This window comes from Paenibacillus sp. Soil766, from assembly GCF_001428105.1.
Taxonomy (GTDB): Bacteria; Bacillota; Bacilli; order Paenibacillales; family NBRC-103111; genus Paenibacillus_E.
On record NZ_LMSJ01000003.1, the window covers coordinates 118,013 to 134,667 of the forward strand.

14 protein-coding genes are annotated in these 16,655 nt (G+C 46.1%); 4 read left to right on the forward strand and 10 right to left on the reverse strand.

Annotation, left to right across the window (positions count from 1 at the left end; translation table 11 throughout):
- Window positions 1-115 precede the first annotated feature (115 nt).
- Window positions 116-1,573: an esterase-like activity of phytase family protein gene (locus ASG89_RS03385; RefSeq protein WP_057308896.1), complete on the forward strand. Its 1,458-nt coding sequence runs from the start codon at window positions 116-118 to the stop codon at window positions 1,571-1,573.
- A 763-nt stretch (window positions 1,574-2,336) separates the two neighbouring features.
- Here ASG89_RS03385 and ASG89_RS03390 read toward each other — a convergent pair.
- From ASG89_RS03390 to ASG89_RS03415, 6 genes are all read right to left on the reverse strand, one after another.
- The gene (locus ASG89_RS03390) at window positions 2,337-3,977 is read right to left on the reverse strand and encodes a response regulator transcription factor (RefSeq protein ID WP_057308897.1); all 1,641 of its coding nucleotides are present in this window, start codon (window positions 3,975-3,977) and stop codon (window positions 2,337-2,339) included.
- 26 nt (window positions 3,978-4,003) lie between these two features.
- Window positions 4,004-5,740: a sensor histidine kinase gene (locus tag ASG89_RS03395; RefSeq protein WP_057308898.1), complete on the reverse strand. Its 1,737-nt coding sequence runs from the start codon at window positions 5,738-5,740 to the stop codon at window positions 4,004-4,006.
- Window positions 5,741-5,814: 74 nt separating this feature from the next.
- A complete protein-coding gene (locus tag ASG89_RS03400) occupies window positions 5,815-6,822 on the reverse strand; it encodes a zinc-dependent alcohol dehydrogenase (RefSeq protein WP_057308899.1) in 1,008 nt (335 codons plus the stop codon).
- Window positions 6,823-6,840: 18 nt separating this feature from the next.
- Window positions 6,841-7,728, reverse strand: a complete 888-nt coding sequence (locus ASG89_RS03405) for a carbohydrate ABC transporter permease (protein WP_057308900.1) — start codon at window positions 7,726-7,728, stop codon at window positions 6,841-6,843.
- A gap of 36 nt (window positions 7,729-7,764) precedes the next feature.
- Entirely contained in the window at window positions 7,765-8,724 is a 960-nt protein-coding gene (locus ASG89_RS03410) for an ABC transporter permease (RefSeq protein ID WP_057308901.1), read from the reverse strand.
- 89 nt (window positions 8,725-8,813) lie between these two features.
- Window positions 8,814-10,415: a hypothetical protein gene (locus tag ASG89_RS03415; RefSeq protein WP_057308902.1), complete on the reverse strand. Its 1,602-nt coding sequence runs from the start codon at window positions 10,413-10,415 to the stop codon at window positions 8,814-8,816.
- 311 nt (window positions 10,416-10,726) lie between these two features.
- Here ASG89_RS03415 and ASG89_RS37430 point away from each other — a divergent pair, with 311 nt between their 5' ends.
- The gene (locus tag ASG89_RS37430) at window positions 10,727-11,239 is read left to right on the forward strand and encodes a hypothetical protein (protein ID WP_235549580.1); all 513 of its coding nucleotides are present in this window, start codon (window positions 10,727-10,729) and stop codon (window positions 11,237-11,239) included.
- A 142-nt stretch (window positions 11,240-11,381) separates the two neighbouring features.
- Here the strand turns inward: ASG89_RS37430 and ASG89_RS03420 are convergent, their stop codons facing one another.
- Window positions 11,382-12,401: a LacI family DNA-binding transcriptional regulator gene (locus ASG89_RS03420; RefSeq protein ID WP_057308903.1), complete on the reverse strand. Its 1,020-nt coding sequence runs from the start codon at window positions 12,399-12,401 to the stop codon at window positions 11,382-11,384.
- Window positions 12,402-12,572: 171 nt separating this feature from the next.
- A complete protein-coding gene (locus ASG89_RS03425; protein ID WP_057308904.1) occupies window positions 12,573-13,382 on the reverse strand; it encodes a phytanoyl-CoA dioxygenase family protein in 810 nt (269 codons plus the stop codon).
- Between the two features lie 158 nt (window positions 13,383-13,540).
- On the opposite strand from ASG89_RS03425, the gene ASG89_RS03430 reads away from it, so the two are divergent.
- Both ASG89_RS03430 and ASG89_RS03435 read left to right on the forward strand, forming a co-directional pair.
- Complete coding sequence (locus tag ASG89_RS03430; protein ID WP_057308983.1) at window positions 13,541-14,314, forward strand: helix-turn-helix domain-containing protein; 774 nt, start codon at window positions 13,541-13,543, stop codon at window positions 14,312-14,314.
- A gap of 85 nt (window positions 14,315-14,399) precedes the next feature.
- Window positions 14,400-14,846 carry a DUF4395 domain-containing protein gene (locus ASG89_RS03435; RefSeq protein WP_235549581.1) on the forward strand — a complete coding sequence of 149 codons (447 nt, stop codon included), beginning with the start codon at window positions 14,400-14,402 and terminating at the stop codon, window positions 14,844-14,846.
- A 151-nt stretch (window positions 14,847-14,997) separates the two neighbouring features.
- Here the strand turns inward: ASG89_RS03435 and ASG89_RS03440 are convergent, their stop codons facing one another.
- Together ASG89_RS03440 and ASG89_RS03450 are read right to left on the reverse strand one after the other, a co-directional pair.
- Window positions 14,998-15,438: a hypothetical protein gene (locus ASG89_RS03440; protein WP_057308906.1), complete on the reverse strand. Its 441-nt coding sequence runs from the start codon at window positions 15,436-15,438 to the stop codon at window positions 14,998-15,000.
- A 682-nt stretch (window positions 15,439-16,120) separates the two neighbouring features.
- A complete protein-coding gene (locus ASG89_RS03450) occupies window positions 16,121-16,645 on the reverse strand; it encodes a GNAT family N-acetyltransferase (protein WP_235549582.1) in 525 nt (174 codons plus the stop codon).
- Window positions 16,646-16,655: the final 10 nt, after the last annotated feature.

The following is a 16,655-nucleotide window of genomic DNA, read 5'->3' on the forward strand; positions in this document are numbered from 1 at the left end:
GTCGATCTGAAATTTACAATTTCGTAATATTAAATTTACATGTCCCTTACACTACTTTGGTATAAGTAAGAAGTAAAGAAAAATGTGGACAATAGCGAGGGGAGAATTACTACAAATGAAACGTAAATGGATCGTGTTGACATCTTTACTGCTTGCTCTTCCTGTGGCTGTTTCGGGAACAGTAACGGCTCAGCAAGTGAACGGAGTAACCTCCGAGAATGTAACGTATTCGAGCAATGGACAAGTGATTAAGCCATCTGCACCAGCTGTCAATTTGGACGGCAGTTTGTACATGCCCGTTCGAGCACTGTCAGAAGCCATGGATAAGTATGTGGATTGGGATGAGTTTCGCAACAGTGTCTCCTTGACCGATAAGCCTGTTTTGACTGGTAAATACGAGCTAAAGGCAGCCAATCTTGCAGAAGGCATCAAAATGGGCGTAGGCTCCTCGTTAACTCACCTGCCAGGTGATCCTGATAATGTATTTTATACGACGGCTGATCGCGGGCCAAATGGACAACCTACAATTAACGGTAAAACAGTGCGTACATTCCCACTTCCAGACTACACACCGACGATTTATAAAATTGAAGTTAGTAAAGGCGAAATCAACATTTTAGACAAGTTCCCTCTGAAGCTGTCAGGTATTGACCCTGTGTCAGGCAAAGCTACGATCACGGGACTGCCCAACATTAAAGGGCGCGATGAAGAGCCATATGATGCAAAAGGTGAAAAGGTACTAGCTTACGACCCGTATGGACTGGATATCGAAGGTTTGGCATACAATCCGAAGGACGATTCTTTCTGGATTTCCGATGAATACGGTCCATCCATTGTCCATGTGAAGCGCGACGGAACGATCATTGAGCGTATTGTTCCAAAAGGTTGGTCAAGTCAGACCTCCGCTTCGCTTGTTCCGTCCCGCGAGACGCTGCCTGAAGTTTACAACAAACTTCGTCAGAACCGTGGAGCTGAAGCTGTTGGCATTACACCAGATGGTAAATATATGTTCATGGCGATGCAGAATGCGCTTCGTAGTCCAGATAAGACCATGGACAATTCACGTCAGGTTCGAATTATTAAGTTTGACCTAGCGACGCTTAACCCTGTTGCCGAGTTCGTATACGTCCTAGAGGATGCGAAGCAATTTAAAGATCTTACTCAAGCCGATATCGTCATCTCCGATATGGTTGTTGTGAACGAGAATACGCTGTTAATTGATGAGCGGGATAAATTCTCTGGCGATAAAGCGCAGTTGAAACGCATTTATGCCATTGACCTATCCACAGCTACCAATATTATCGGCAAGTACGACACATCTGCAGCAGCAGGTAAAACAATTGAGCAAATGACAGTTGCTGATCTGAAAGCCAATGGTGTCCTGCCTACAACGAAGAGAACCATATTGGATGCCGTACAATTCAAGTTCCCTTATGAGAAAATTGAAGGTGTTTCGCTCATCAATGGTGATACGCTTGCCATCACGAACGATAACGATTTCGGCATTGACAGCACGACGCCAGAAAATGGCACATTGCTCTGGACATTTAAGCTGCCATACACAATTAAATAGGTTTACGTTACGAATAGGCCCGAAAGTCCTGTAATGGACAACCGGGCCTTTTTACGTCTTTTCCTTACCGTATACGCTTCGCCATATATTCCCTAGGAGATAATCGATATTGTACTTCATTTAGGACAAAAGCTTTTGACTTCCCTCGTATTCGCTTTGGAACACATTTTTCTCCACATTCACCCCGCTTACTATCCACCATCTGCAACTTGCTGTGCACTTTAACACGTATATTACTTCTGGGATCAAGGATTCCAGTGATGAAGCTTCTTGGCGTGACCCGCTAGACCAATTAACGGGATAAACTACAGCTATTTCTCAACTATTTCGCCTCAATTTCGATTTAGATGGAAAATGTACAGTTAATTTCCTCCAAAACAACCAGTTTCACTTTATCGTCTAAATTTAACTACATAAAATACATCTATACCTCATATTTCCATTAAACTGGCGAAATTAACTACATAAAATACATGTATGACTTGGTGGAAGGTGTGAATAGGGTTGGGGGGGGGTTGTTACGGTGACCGCTGTCGTGAGGCGTAATGGTAACCCACGGCCGGAAGATTTGCGAGGAATGAGTTTTCGAGTTCAGGGGTTGGGTTGGGTTGGGTTGGGTTGGGTTGGGTTGGGTTGGGTTGGGTCGGGGTCGGGGCTGGGCCGAGGATCAATTCCGAGTTTCGAATTTCGGTCCCCTAGCCTGCTCCCCGCCCTCAGTTCCCGCCACGCGATCCCTCGAGGCGAGGGTTCTTCACTTGCGTACTCACCCCATCTTACTCTTGTACTGCGTCGGGGTTACCCCTGTATGGGTCTTAAACAATTTACAGAAATAGCGATAGTCGGAGATGCCAACTGCGCCGGATACTTCATATATTTTCATCGTGGTTCGCTCCAGCATCTCGCTTGCTTTCTCCATACGAACCCGGTTCACGTATTCCAGAAAGTTCTCGCCGATCTCCTGTTTGAACATCTGACCCGCGTACGAGGGATGCATATGAACGAGCTTGGCAAGCTCTGCCAACTGTAAATCCTCCTGATAATGCTCGCGAATGTAGCGACACATCCATTGGATTTCTTTACGTACAGTTCCCGGAGGCTGCGATTGCTGATTCCACCATTCACAGATGGTGTCAATGGTTGCCAACCACCACTCACAGTACGTGTTCCACGTCGTCAACCGATCCATGCCACTCAACCTAGCAACGACTGCGTCTGGCAATCGCACAAGTTCAGGTTGCAGCATTTGTCTCGTCAAACGGAGCAGATCCCCCGGATGGATCGGTGGCACGCCTAGCGTGATCATCACACTTACTGCCTCCCGGAAAGCCTCCGCATTTTCACGCTGCAAGGCCTTGACGACTGCCGCCGTCCACTCCCTCGTCTGCTGCGCATCGAGTCGACGAAGCACGATCGAGGGTTTCTCACCCTCGGAATAGAAATACGCAGCCAGCCCATCCCTGCCTCTACGCATAAGGTCGGCTAACTGTTTCCCTGTCCATCCTGGCTTCATAAGCTCTTCTACAGATCCGATATGAACGAGGCTTTTCACAGGAGCAATGCTACTTACCGCCTCCTGCGCCATTCTGGCTAGTTGGTTCAAATGAAAGCTTGGCACTTCTCGCTTGGATCCGATTAGCAGCAGCAATTGGCTATGCTGCAGGGGCAGAATAGCTACCCCGTTACCATCACCTAACACCTGAGCATCCAGTTTGGCTTCAAGTACTTCCCCAAGCTGGCTTTGCAGCTGCACAAGTTCCTCAAGTGATGCATCCCCTTGTCCCAAGGCTATCATCGCACTTGAATCCCTATTTCTTGTCTGGGCACTTCCTGTCACACGCCATCCCAACGTAATACCCACCACATAACTCGCGGATTCCACACCCGCAAGCCATTCACTTGGCACTGGAAGCTCTTGCGTACTTCCATCACCCTCCAGCATTCGCTCTGTCCATTGGCGTTTCCGCGTCCACTCTTTTTCCCGTTCAAGCTTAAGCTGCTTCTCCAGCTTGTGATCAATATCGAGCTCTTGTTCCAGGTCCTCAGCTACCTTGCGGCAAGCTTCAAGAATTTGCTCAGGCGTTTGCGCAAGCTTAATTAAGTAATTATCAACACCAATCTCAATCGCCTGCCTCGCATATTCAAACTCACCGTAAGCGGTCAGAATAACGATTCGGACACGCGGCCACCTTTTCCGCACATAGGCAGCCAGCTCCAACCCGTTCATATTCGGCATTGTAATATCCGTGAGCAGCAAATGGGGCACTTCCCGCTCGATCATGCTGATTGCTTCTTTGGCGCTTGAAACTGCGCCCATGAAACTAAATCCCCCGTCCGACCAAGGAATACGCTGCGCAAAGCGCTCCCTTACCCATTTCTCGTCATCTACCATCAATATTTTCAGCATGATCGTCTCGTCCCCTCTCCAAGGCGCTATCCTTGCTCTCTCGGCTCTCCGGCAGGCAGATGAATCGTCACCGTTAACCCTTCATCCGGTTCATTATCAAAATGCAGCCCATACAGATACCCGAACGTCATCCGTAGTCGCTCTTGGACATTCCGCATGCCCAAATTGTTCAAGCCTTTATTCGCATTGGCTGCGCCTGTTTCCTCTAGCAATAGCTTCAGCTTATCCGGCGCAATCCCTGGTCCTGTATCAGACACTTCCAACAATACGCTGTCTCCTTCATGCTCTTTGCCACAAACAATAATATGATTGACCCCTTCTTTACTGAGTCCATAAAAAATACTGTTCTCCACCAACGTAATCAACGTCAGTTTCGGGATCGGCGTCGAATTGTAGATCTCTGGCACTGCAATATCCACGACAAATACGTCCCCATACCTTAGATTCATAATCTGTACGTAATTGTCCAATTGCGCTAATTCATCCTCGACCGTTACAATGTCTCCTACCTTGTCTGTTGAGTATTGCAGCAAACCCATCAATGAGCGAATCATCTCGCACATTTCCTGCGTGTGTCCCGTTTCCCCCAGACAATAGATCGCATTGAGTGTATTATTCAAAAAATGGGGATGAATCTGCGATTGCAGCACCTTGAGCTCGTGATGTCGTTTCTTCTCTTCTGCTACGCGCAAATCGTCAAACAAGGACTGAATGTCATCCATCATGCCGTTAAAGCCATTGGCAATATGCGTAAACTCATCATTGCGTTTGAGCTTGATGCGAGCTTCCAACTCTCCGCGAGCCGCCGCTTTGAATTGTCGCGTGATAGCCATCACAGGTTTGCGAATATAATTCGTAATCCATACAGATAGGATGAAGGCAAGGATGATCGCCACTAATAACACAAATACCAACTGCTGTTTCAGTGATTCCAGTAAAGGAAAAGCTTGCGATTCCTCAATAACGGAGAAGACGAACCAATCCCAGCGGTTTTGATTGGAGCTAAGGACCATATAGTTGCCGAATGAGGTTTGAACGGTGTTAAAGGAAGTACCACTTTGCTGAGTTAGTACCTGTAACGCCTCTTTCATTTCCAAATGATTGAGATACGTCTTCGGGTACGCTAGGTACGTGTTCGTGGAGAGGTAATCGCCCTGTCCTGTAAACAAATAGATGCGCCGCTGAATGTCCGGATCATCTTGAATAATTTGTGGACCGGTCAGCGCATTTAAGTTGACATCCATGGCCACCACTCGCCGGTTGTCGATTTGCTTAGCGACGGTGAGGACGAAGTGGTCATTGATCGTATGAGGAGGGCTCCACCAGAAGCCCGTTTTACTCGTTTGATTGGTGATCTCGGCTATGCGATCTGTCGGGATATATACACGATACCCATAAGGAGAGCTAATCTGTACCTTGCCATCCTCGATCACATAAATACTGGCGATCTCCTCCTGATGGTAGGAAAACACATTTTCCATGAGCTGGACGAAATCCTTTTCCCCCATATTATAGAGAACTGGCGTGGAGAGGAAAATCAATTGTGTTTGTATATTATTCATTAAGGTTTTAATATAGTTTTCGACTTGAACAACAGAGCCTTGCAGCACTTTTTCGTTGTTTTGCTTGATGGGCTCAAACAGCCGTTGGTAGCTGAATACGCCGATCACCAGAAACAGCACGATAACCGACATGAAGGTAAGAATGAAGAGCTTAGTGGAGACGCTGGAAATGAAGTTAGTCCTTCTTAGCCGACGAAACATGCCAGATCCCCCTATTTTTGAATATGCACTATAAGTAGTATAGAAAATTAATAGAGATTTAACTAGCTTTCGCGCTAAAAATCTCCATAACGAACAACGACGCCCAGCACTTGCTGTGGCGCTTCAAGGTATAAGTCATATGCTTCTCGGATACGCGCCAATGGCAAAATGTGCGAGATCAATGGCGCGATGCTCAGCTTCCCCTCCGCCAATAACCGAATATATTCGGCCATATTGCGGCCCTCGGTCCAACGAACAAGTCCGATCGGATAATCGATGCCCTTCCTCTCGTAATCTTCCAGATATCGCCCAGGTCCACCTGCACGGGAAATAAGGATTTGCGCTTCCTTTTGAAACATCAGCTCCCGATTGAACGCCATGCTTACATCACCTACGATGACAACCTTCCCCTTATCGCGAATCCAGCCCAACGCCTTATCGATCATCCCACTGTTGCCGCCACCGACACACAGAATGACAGCATCCACACCAGCTCCTCCGGTAATGTCCGGAAGGTTACGTACCATGTCCTCCTCTCCATCAAAAACAAACCTAGAGCCGGAGGCGGTTAGCTTCTCCGCACGCTCGGCTACACGATCCATGCCGATCACGATGTTCGCCGAGGCTTCGGCAATTTGGCACACAATCTGGCCAAGTATGCCTAAACCAACAACGAGGACGGACTCGCCGAATCGCAGATCGGCCTGTCTTAACGCATGAATGGCAATAGCGCCGAGCCCTACATGAGCTGCTTCATGGGCATCCACTTGCTCCGGCAAGGGGACCACCAAATGCTTCGGGACTTTGAGAAGCTCGGCATGACGGACAAACGGTGAACCATAACAGGCGACGCGGTCCCCTTTTTTCACATGCGAAATACCTGTTCCAACTTCCCTAACCTGACCCATGGCACTATAGCCTAATGAAATGGGCTCGTTAGACCGCATATCCTTCAGCAACATTTCGGTACCTGGGCTGATTGCAGAAAACGCCGTTTCCACTAACACGTAGTTAGCTTCCAACGTCGGCTCCTCCAGGTCAATGATATCCACGCTGCCTTCCCGTGCAATGACTGCTTTCATAAATGTTCCAATCCTCCATTACCCCTTAATTGAGCCCAGCAATGCACCTTTCACAAAATACTTTTGCAAGAAAGGATATATGATTAGCAGCGGCAATGTCGCCACAACGACGACGGCCATCTTGATCGTTTCTGGCGGTAAGGCGTCCAGTACGAGTGAATTAATCGACAGCTCCGTAGAGACATTCGGTGTTTGAATCATACTTCTGAGCACGACCTGCATCGGCATGAGTGCTTTGTCAGATAAATAGAAGATTCCTTTGAAATATTCATTCCAATGGGTTACGCCGTAGAACAGACCAATAGTCGCCATAATAGGCGCAGACAACGGTAGAACGATCCGAAATAACGTAGCTAATTCACCGCAGCCATCAACTCTCGCAGCTTCCTCTACTTCCGTAGGCAGATTCTCAAAGTAGGTTTTGACAATCAATAAATTAAAGGTGGATACCATACCGGGTATCACAAGTGCCCAGATCGAATTATATAAGCCAAGGCTGCGCACCATAATATAAAGCGGGATAATCCCCCCGCTGAAAATCATCGTAAACACAAGCGCCATCAGAATAAAATTGCGGCCTGGCACTGACTTTTTGGATAACGGATACGCCAGAAGTGTCGTCACAATCAGATTCAGCGTCGTCCCTACTACCGTGATAAATACCGTAATTTTCAGTGCTTGCGGGATACGTGGAGAGCTGAATATCTCTTTGTATGCTTGAAAAGTCATGTGCTCGGGCCATAACACGAAGCCGCCATTTCTCATAACTTCCACATAAGGTGTAACGGAGACGATAGCAACATAGTAGAGCGGGAATAACGTGATCAAGGCGAAAAAGCCCAAGATTGCATAAATCGCCACGTCTACTGCATGATCCCCTTTGGTTTTATGACTCACAAAAGACATGCGAATCCCCTCCTTTTCCAAAATTGCTGTATGCTGTTACCATATCCCCGAGCCCCCGAGCTTCTTAGCAAGCCTATTTGCGCCTATCACGAGCACAAGCCCTATGACTGATTTGAACACGCCCATGGCTGCAGCCACACCGAACTCTAGGCGCTCAAAGCCATAGCGATACACCCAAGTATCCACAATATCTCCAACATCGTAGACACGTGCATTTAAAAAGATGAAAACCTGATCAAAGCCTGCATCCAAGATGCCGCCAATGCGAATAATCAGCAGGAGCACGAACACATCACGAATACCCGGCAACGTAATATGCCAGAGCTGACGCCAACGGCCTGCACCATCCACGACGGCAGCTTCATAAAGTTCCTGGTTAATTGATGCTAGAGCTGCTAAGTAAATAATTGCTCCGAATCCAGTATTTTTCCAAATTTCAGTCAGAACCAGCAAGGGCCTGAAGAAATCCTTATTCGTTAATAAATCAATCGATCCCCAACCCATATCGCGCACGAAGGTACTGATTAAACCAGAGCCTGGAGCGAGAAAGGAAAAAGCTAAACCATACACAATGACCCATGATAAAAAGTAAGGCCCATACGTAATCGTTTGAACAGCTCGCTTAAACCATCTGACCCTGACTTCATTCAACATCAGTGCAAGGATCACATCCGGCACCATACTGCCAACGATTTTGTAAATACTAATTATTAAGGTGTTTCTCATAATGCGGACAAATTCAGGATTGTCAAAAATGACACGAAAATTATCGAACCCTACCCAAGGACTTCCCCAGATACCCTTCATAAGGTTATAGTCTTGAAATGCAATTAGAGCCCCCGCCATCGGAGCGTAATGAAACAGCGCATAATAGACCAACCCAGGAATCATCATGAGGTAAAACCATCTGCTGAGATATATGCTGCGTAGCTTACCCTGCCTCATCGGGCGTGAAACGGTAGGTTTCTCTTGTCTTGCAGCTATGGTTTCCGCCATCGCCATCTCCTCCTAGTTGTCTGATCCAGATAGAAGGCAGAAGGAAACCCCTGAACTTTCCTAGGGTTCCCCTCGATGCCTAGCCACATTTATTTGAAATCGTTCAGTTTCTTATCCTTCAGTGCCCCGTTAATTTGCTTCGTATACTCGGTGAAAATCTCTCTACCTTTGTATTTCGTCATTAGCTCTTCGCGGTATTGCGGCCAATTTTTGCCGCTCTTGTCTTCAAGCACCGCTTTAATGTGAAATTTACTCATTTCTTTGCGGAAATCTCCGATATTAATGCCGTTAGGAGGAACTAAGCTCACAGGAGGCAGCGCGTTATGCTTCGGATAGCTCTCAACCGTTTTCAAAATCGCACGATCATGCTCAGAAATACGAGAATCAATCAGCTCAAATCCAAGTATATTCGGCTCATCTGGTGTAAAGGCAGCGTACACGTTCAACCAGTTGCCAGCTTTCGCGATATCTGCTTCAAAATTAGCCACGTTCAACGTAATCTTGTTGCCGGATTTGGTATAATGCTTGCCTTCTTGACCATAATGCGTGAGCAGGAATCCTTCTTCACCTGTTAGCCAATTGAGAATTTCCAAGGAGCGCTTCACTTTGTCAGGGGTTTTGTCAGCCGTTGTTTTGCTAATTAAGATCGTAGCTTCAGGTACGTTGTATTTCCAAAGGACCGGCTTATCCAGCGGGAAAATAGGCTGCCAATTCGCTTTAGGATCAAGCGCTTTCGAGCGGTTTTGTACGCTAGTCGCTAAGCTGTCCAAGGCAACGTTTTTATCGCCGCTGAAGAACATGCCTATTTTACCTTGAGCAGCTTTATCTAACTGCGCAGGTGCTTTATTCAGGAACCAATCCGGATCTACAATCCCTGCATTGTTCCACTCCACGACTTGTTCAAGAACACCTTGCACCTTAAGGTCAGTGCGATTATCAACGTAGCTATTGTCAGCAATTTGGAAATCCGCGACGAACCCGTTGTTTAACCATTGTGGGAAGTCGAAAGGCAAGGTTACACCACCGCCTGCTGTTGAGAAACCATACGTATCTTGCTTCCCGTTGCCATCTGGATCACCTTTGGTGAATTGCGTCATGACATTGGTCAATTCGGCGTAATTTTTGGGGGATTTAAGTCCCAGCTTATCTAACCAGTCCTGACGGATGTACCAAGCTATATAGGTATTACGTTGAAAAGGATCAATAGCACGCGTGAATTCACCTTGTTTGAGCTGGAACGAGTCTACTTCATCCTTGGACACCCATTTGAAGTAGTTCGGTACAGCTTCTTTCGTGAAGTATGGCGTTAGATTAGCCGTGATACCATCTGTAATGTATTTCTGCGACTCTGCACCGCCCGCGATGAAAAGATCAGGAGCAGCTCCTCCAGCCAACGTGGCATTGAGCTTGTCATGGTACTCTTTGCCGAGTACCATATAGTCAATTTTCAAATCTACGTTGAATTTCTCTTCGATAGCCTTCTTCACGAAATCTTTGTCCCCAGAAGGTAAGGTCACATTCGCTAAGTATCCGCTGGCTACAGACCAGTTCAATGCGAGCTTAGCTGGCTTGGCTGTTCCCGTAGCATTGGGGGAACTTGTTGCCGTTCCTGATGTTTCTGTGGCTTTATTATCTGAGCATCCTGTAAGCGCAAACATGGTGGCGAGTCCTAGTAGCGTCAATTTTTTCATTGTAAAAGCACCCCTCCTATTTATACTTTCGTGAGCTGTGTAGCGTGATGCGAAAAGCGTGATTCGTAAGGCGTCAGACGGAAAACGTAACTTGTAAGGAAACGTGTTGCGAAAACGTAACATGTAATGCGTGAAACGGGAAACGTGTTGCGGAAACGCTAAACATTTGATGCTTTGCTGCTAGTTTAGCTATTTGGTAACGTTTACTTGTTCTTAGTATAGGTCGGTTACATGGGCGAAACTAGCAGACGATTTCAAGAAATAGTGGAGATAATGCAGAAATGAGTTAAATGTGTGGAATTCATTGGACGTTGTCGACTAACTCGTCTCCACATTCCCTTGCTTCGCTCACACAAGTCGAAAAAATCGACTTACGCACTTCAAATTCCCCTGCTTCGCTCACGCAAGTCGAAAAAATCGACTTACGCAATTCCCATGCCCTTGCTTCGCTCACGCAAGTCGAAAAAATCGACTTACGCACTTCCCATGCCCTTGCTTCGCTCACGCAAGTCGAAAAAATCGACTTGCATGCTTCCCATGCCCTTGCTTCGCTCACGCAAGTCGAAAAAATCGACTTGCATGCTTCCCATGCCCTTGCTTTGCTCACGCAAGTCGAAAAAATCGACTTGCATGCTTCACATTCCCTTGCTTCGCTCACGCAAGTCGAAAAAATCGACTTACACACTTCCCATGCCCTTGCTTCGCTCACGCAAGTCGAAAAAATCGACTTACGCACCTCAAATTCCCTTGCTTCGCTCACACAAGTCGAAAAAATCGACTTACGCACTTCCCATGCCCTTGCTTCGCACACGCAAGTCGAATAAATCGACTTGCATGCTCCCCATGCCCTTGCTTCGCACACGCAAGTCGAATAAATCGACTTGCATGCTCCCCATGCCCTTGCTTTGCTCACGCAAAAAAACGCCGCAACCTCCCACAAAAGGAGACTGCGACGTATTTCTTTACTCAAACTAACCGAGTTGTTTCTCGTTCGATAAAAATAAGCGGGACTTCAAATTCTCGCTCCTCGCTTGCTTCTACGGCATGTCCAAACTTATGAAGCAGTTTATGGATGGCCATTTGCGCCTGAAGCTCATAAGGAATGCCCCAACTGGAGATGCCTGGGTAACTATGCATAGCCATATAGTCGTTATTAATACTGATCATTTGTAGTCGGTTTGGGAAGTCGATCTTTTGCCTATTGGCAGCTGAAAGCAGCTTTAATGCCACGTGATCATCGAAGGCGATAATCCCCGTTCGCTGCGTTGGACCCGCCATCACCTCATGGAGAAATGCGTCCACGTCCAGTTCCTTCATTTCGACGATGCGATGAGGAATCTCCACGGTCAGTTGTTGTAAACCTAGATGAAATCCATTCCGCCGCTGTTCATCAATCACATTCGAGTGCTTGCTGCCCACGTAGATGAGCTCATCGCAGCCACGCTCCACGAGCAATTTCGTTGATTGTCTGCAAGCCTCGGCAAAGCCTAAATTTACAGCACCAACGGCAATACCCTCAGGCCAACCCCAGCCATTAATGAGCACTAGCGGTGTGCCGCTATTTACGATGGCGCGTGTGGAATCCTTCCCCATCGCTAAACCATGACAGATGAGTCCATCCACTCTTCGCTGCAGTAACACTTCTAAGTTCCTTCGTTCAATGGTCGGATCGAATCCGCCTGAAGAAAATACGGATAAATGATAGCCCGCATGATGGGCTTCCATCTGTAGAACCTCCGCTAACCGTCCATAATAGCTCGTCAACCCAGGAACAATGAGGCCAATTTCAAAGGTTTTGTTACGACTCAATCCTGCTGCCATGGTATTCCGTCGATATCCTAATTGCTCTGCCGCCAATTCGACTTTGCGAATCGTCTCCTTAGACGAACGAATCCCACCTCGATTCAGCACATTGGAGACTGTGGCAATCGATACACCAGCTGCTGCTGCCACTTCTACAATTGTGACTTGTTTAGGTCTACTCATTTATGTTTCAACTCCATCGGTTAAACGTTTAACTAGCACCTTTAGATTAAATTGAACCATTTAAGCTGTCAAGCGAAATCCTATGGAAATCCCGCTCCTTTGCAAAAAAAGAATCGTCCCCAGGCCATAAACTATGCCTTAGAAACGATTCCGGTCATTCGTTAATCCTAATTAATGTGGATATACGGTCTCAAATTCATCGCCGCAAGGACCGCCGCTTGGGTTAATCTCCAAGGAAACAGCTTCCCCATTTGCTCGATACAAAGGTCGGTAATGATTGCTAATATGCGTCGCAGAGGCATTGGCATAATGGCAAATGAATGCGCGGCGGAAGCGATCCTTGGTCTTATTTCGATAAGAACCATGAATCAGATTGCCATTGAAAAAGAGGACATCACCGCGATCCATGATGACCGGCATCGCCTTCTCGTCCTTCGGCGGCTTCACATAGTGAGTCGTAAAGGATTCCTTCGAATCTGCGATATCGGGGCATGAGATTTCGAGCGCATTCGTTTTCGGTACAACGAGCAACCCACCATTTTCCTCATCGGCCGCGTCAATAGCTGTCCAAGCCGCAATACAATTGCCTGGCTCCACCTGCAGATAAAAGTTATCCTGATGAAGCGCCTGCCCCCGAGAGCCTGGCGGTTTGTAATAAAACATACTTTGCGCAGCAAGTGCTTCTTCCTCATATAAATCTGCTAGGACCTCTAATACCGGCTGATGCAGCATGAAGGCTTTCGCAGTCTCATTAAACCGATGCGGGTGCATGACACGCGGGTAGCGTTTCAGCGGATCGACGACCTCCGTCGATAGATCTGGTTCAAAATATCCCGGAACCGTCTGATCGCTGATCGCTTCGAAGGTTTCATCAATTTTAGCCAAATCATCCCCTGAAAATAGCCCCTTCACGATCACGTAACCCTCAGTCTCAAAATGCTGTTTCTGTTCCTTCGTTAATTTAATAAGTGATTGTGTCATCCTTATTCCCTCCAATTGAACCTTTATTTCTTTGTCTCTAGCATATCGAAATAACCGGTCACATAGAAGTAATAATCTTGCTAAACATTCCTACAATCCTGCTATTGCATGGTATACTTAATACCATCTTATTCACCTTAGGGAAGGAACTTATCTTTATGATACTGGATGTTAATGCACTGCTTGCCGGTCACTTCATTGAACCTGATACGTACGCCGTTAAACGCCCCCATGGTCACAATGATTGGCTAGTCATGTTCACGTTGGAAGGGTCTGGCTTCGTCAAACAACACGGCATCGATCGTATTTGCAACAAAGGCGATATCATCTTACTTGCGCCTGGCACCCCTCATCATTATGGCACGATGAAGAGCCAAACCTGGCAATTCGTTTGGGCACATTTTCCTTCCATCATCACGGAAACTAACTTGCTTCCGCAGGAAGATCAAGTCTTCCTTACTATAGAGAATGATTCCTTACAGGAACGGATTTATACAGCATTTGCCCGTATATTGGCAGATTCACGGGAACGCGGCGAATATTGGTTCGAGCTCTGTTGCAGCTCCTTGCGAGAAATCCTGCTGATCATGGCGCAAAAAAGCATACGCAAAATGGACCCCCGCATCGAAGAAGTGCTTCATCTCCTATCTCAACAGATGCGCGAACAGATTCGGCTTGAGGATCTTGCCCAGACCGTCGGTCTTTCCCCGTCGAGATTATCTCACCTTTTCAAAGAGAGCACTGGCTACTCCATTATCGATACATTGAATCGCATGCGGATCCAACAAGCAGTTATGATGCTAGCCCATACGGGACGCAGTGCGTCGGACGTTTGTTATGACGTTGGTTTTCAAAACTATAACCATTTCACGAATCAGTTCCGTAAATGGCAGGGCATGACCCCGAGTATGTTTATGAAAAATCCACGTTAACATTATTTTCTTTTATTCCTATCAGAATACTATGAATTAGTATATAATGATGTTAATCAGTATTCATTGTGAATGGAGGATGAAGATGAAGACCCAATTTTGGCGTGGTGATTACGAATGTGTAGATGAGGTGCCCTTGCATTACGTGCGGGGTAATCAACTAGGAATTCTGCTTAGTATTCTGGCCAGTGTTCTTAGTCAGCAGCTTTGGATTCTTATCCTTCCGTTAATTGTTCAGCTAATTAGTCGTACTTACGGTGTCAAATACAATCTATTTGTCCGGCTGTTCTCTCCACTTTTTCCGGTTAGCACACGAACGGAAAGCCGCGAGCTGCTGCGTTTCAACAACTTGTTAGCCATCCTTTTTCTCATCGTTACAATGACGGCTTTGCTTTTAAATATCACGACGCTTGCGTACATCACATTAAGTATGTTAACAATTGCTGTCGTGCTGGCGTTAAGCGGATTTTGCTTCGGATGCTTCATCTATTTTCAATGGAAGCAATATTGGGCGCGGAAAAGAAATGCTTAAGCGGTCAAAGCTGCCAACTTGGGACGTACCGATAGAAATAGTTGCACATTTGCACGCATTTCCGATCGAGTGGTTCAATTCGATAATAAAGGATGCTCTATTGTATTTTTCAATTCTGGGCGTGGCACCTACTCTACGATGGTCAACGCCATCACGATCTGTGAGAACCGCTAATTGGATGACCTGATGCTTTTAACTGTAGGCCGATCCATAGAAACAAGGAAGGTACTACAAAAAACCAAAACGTAGTATGTGGTCCAGGATCCGAATTTAGCGCATCTACCAATCCAAATATATACAAGTAATATCCTAAAAATAGCATCCAATTCCATCCCATCATACTCGGGAACATCCATGCATATAACCCAATTATGAAACCGACTAAGCTTACAAATGAGACGGATAGAAGATTCCCAGCGACTGAACCCAGGGGTTGAAGAAAGATGTTCCCAAGTACTGTATAGCCAACTACGACTAACAGCATCACGACAATCAGTAACACCGGGTGATTACCCATTCGAAATAATATGCCTGTCATCACTAGGATAAGTACATGAAATACAAATGATAGTAGGATATTACGCAAACTCATTGCCCACCTCCAAAACTGTTTCAACCATGAAGAATAAGGGTAGGTGTTAACTGATCAAGAAGCCTTGTATGGAGGTAAACATAATACATACTGAGGCTATCATAAAAATATATCCTATATAGCCCTTTCGAGCTTTTTGAAGCTCAATTAGTCCTACTACTAAACTGAATACAGAAAGGCACAACATTAAATACGGCATGAGTTCAAAGTTTTGAGTCACTGTGCTATAAAGAGAGAGACCAATAATAACTACCGCTAAAATTACTTTACTTATTTTTAAAAACATAATCCTCCTGCTTCGTAACCCGCATATAATCCGAATCCGCATTAAGTTGACGAAATGGTTCGAGGTCAGTTTCTTCCCATTTACTTTCCTTATTTTAACATATACACCGAGGTTTTGTCTGACTCTTCCCTTTCAGTCCGTGAAAAGCACAAAAAAAGCTGGATCTATGACCACAGCTTCTTCATTCATGCGTTTATCCGAAAGGAGAAATTAAACATATTGCAGGCAATACTTCAACAATTTTCATTCCAATATGGATACATTTATAATTCGAACATTATCCGGTAAACAGGTTTACTTCTAATTTCATTGTTAACGCAATAAAGAATAGTATTACCCAAATAGATCCCAAGTATACATCAATGGAAAAATTATTTCTTTTCCCTGATACTTTGATTAGATCCATTTGGCATAACAGTGCCTTGGCTTACCATTGTACATTGGCCGGGTGAATTGAAGGACGAACCCTGCGGCTTCCAGATTGTGTTTGCTCACCACATTGTCGGGATGAACAGTGGAATAGAGGTATCGGCAGCCATTCTCCCGCGCTCGCCCTTCCCGCAATTCATGGAAGTAGCGTTGCAATCCCTGGCCACGAACGGTTTCATGGACGATCGTTGCATCGAGAATCGCTACGTATGCTAAATCTGACTCAGGCACCCCAAACTCCCTGCCCAGATTACTTTCGCTCGAACCCGGAAACGCCAGAGCGGAGTAAGCTACAAGCTTCCCATTATGAAAAGCGCCGTAGATTTCACCTTTTTCCTCGATATGAGCGTTCAGGTACTGTTCATCGTCCTTCGCAAAAAGTTCTTGTGATGCAAGACGAGATACAACATCAACCATCAGTGCTCGAATAGCTGGAACATCCATATGGCCTAAACGACGGATTCCCATATCAGCAATGTTTTGAACCAACATAACCAAAGCT

Bases quoted from the DNA above. Each gene is read 5' to 3' on its own strand.
- ASG89_RS03400 (WP_057308899.1), bottom strand. From the start codon at position 6,822: ATGAAAGCAGTCATTGCACGGGAAGGCAGCGTGGATATCATTGACCTG.
- ASG89_RS03405 (WP_057308900.1), bottom strand. From the start codon at position 7,728: ATGTCTTTTGTGAGTCATAAAACCAAAGGGGATCATGCAGTAGACGTG.
- ASG89_RS03435 (WP_235549581.1), top strand. From the start codon at position 14,400: ATGAAGACCCAATTTTGGCGTGGTGATTACGAATGTGTAGATGAGGTG.
- ASG89_RS03430 (WP_057308983.1), top strand. From the start codon at position 13,541: ATGATACTGGATGTTAATGCACTGCTTGCCGGTCACTTCATTGAACCT.
- ASG89_RS03410 (WP_057308901.1), bottom strand. From the start codon at position 8,724: ATGGCGGAAACCATAGCTGCAAGACAAGAGAAACCTACCGTTTCACGC.
- ASG89_RS03385 (WP_057308896.1), top strand. From the start codon at position 116: ATGAAACGTAAATGGATCGTGTTGACATCTTTACTGCTTGCTCTTCCT.
- ASG89_RS03420 (WP_057308903.1), bottom strand. From the start codon at position 12,401: ATGAGTAGACCTAAACAAGTCACAATTGTAGAAGTGGCAGCAGCAGCT.
- ASG89_RS03395 (WP_057308898.1), bottom strand. From the start codon at position 5,740: ATGTTTCGTCGGCTAAGAAGGACTAACTTCATTTCCAGCGTCTCCACT.
- ASG89_RS03440 (WP_057308906.1), bottom strand. From the start codon at position 15,438: ATGAGTTTGCGTAATATCCTACTATCATTTGTATTTCATGTACTTATC.
- ASG89_RS03450 (WP_235549582.1), bottom strand. From the start codon at position 16,645: ATGTTGGTTCAAAACATTGCTGATATGGGAATCCGTCGTTTAGGCCAT.
- ASG89_RS03390 (WP_057308897.1), bottom strand. From the start codon at position 3,977: ATGCTGAAAATATTGATGGTAGATGACGAGAAATGGGTAAGGGAGCGC.
- ASG89_RS03425 (WP_057308904.1), bottom strand. From the start codon at position 13,382: ATGACACAATCACTTATTAAATTAACGAAGGAACAGAAACAGCATTTT.
- ASG89_RS03415 (WP_057308902.1), bottom strand. From the start codon at position 10,415: ATGAAAAAATTGACGCTACTAGGACTCGCCACCATGTTTGCGCTTACA.